We start from the raw sequence: 540 nt of genomic DNA, 5'->3' as shown, positions 1-540 counted from the left end.
GCGGGTGCGGGGGCGGGTGCCCGACAGCACGAGCAGCGAGTCGCCGGTGCGGCGCATGCGGGCGGCGAGGTGGTCGAGTGCGAACAGGCTCTGCAGCCGGACCGGGTCCTTCTCCTCGTATTCGAGGGAGTCGATGAGCGAGAGTTGCTGTTCGACGAGGGTTTTGTTGCGGCGGGCCAGGGGTTCGAGCATCGTCGAGACCTGCTGGCGCAGGTGTGCCTGTTCGCCGGCCAGGCGCAGTGCGCCGGAGTTCATCGAGTCGACGGCGCGGGCGAGTTCGCCGAATTCTTCGTCGGTGGTGACGTCGATCGGGGCGAGTTCGACGGTGGTGACGTCGGCGCCGTCCTTGACGGCGGTGATGGCGGCGGGCAGTTGGTGGTTGGCGGCGCTGAGCACGCCGTCGCGCAGGCGGCGCATGGGGACGGACAGGGCGCGGCCGACGAGGAGCACGACGGCGAGGGCGATCGCGAGGATCGCGACGACGATGATGCTGTCGCGGATGGCCGCGGTTCGTGCGTCGGAGGTCAGCCGGTCCAGGGT

At 70.4% G+C, this 540-nt stretch carries 1 pseudogene; it reads right to left on the bottom strand.

The features are described from left to right. Positions 1-540, bottom strand: a pseudogene (locus tag A8G15_RS28960) (ATP-binding protein); the annotation flags it as partial.

The sequence above is a fragment of the Rhodococcus phenolicus genome (assembly GCF_001646785.1).
In the GTDB taxonomy this organism is placed as follows: domain Bacteria; phylum Actinomycetota; class Actinomycetes; order Mycobacteriales; family Mycobacteriaceae; genus Rhodococcus; species Rhodococcus phenolicus.
The sequence above is the reverse complement of the archived record's forward strand: the minus strand, read 5'-3'. Positions and strand labels throughout refer to the sequence as shown.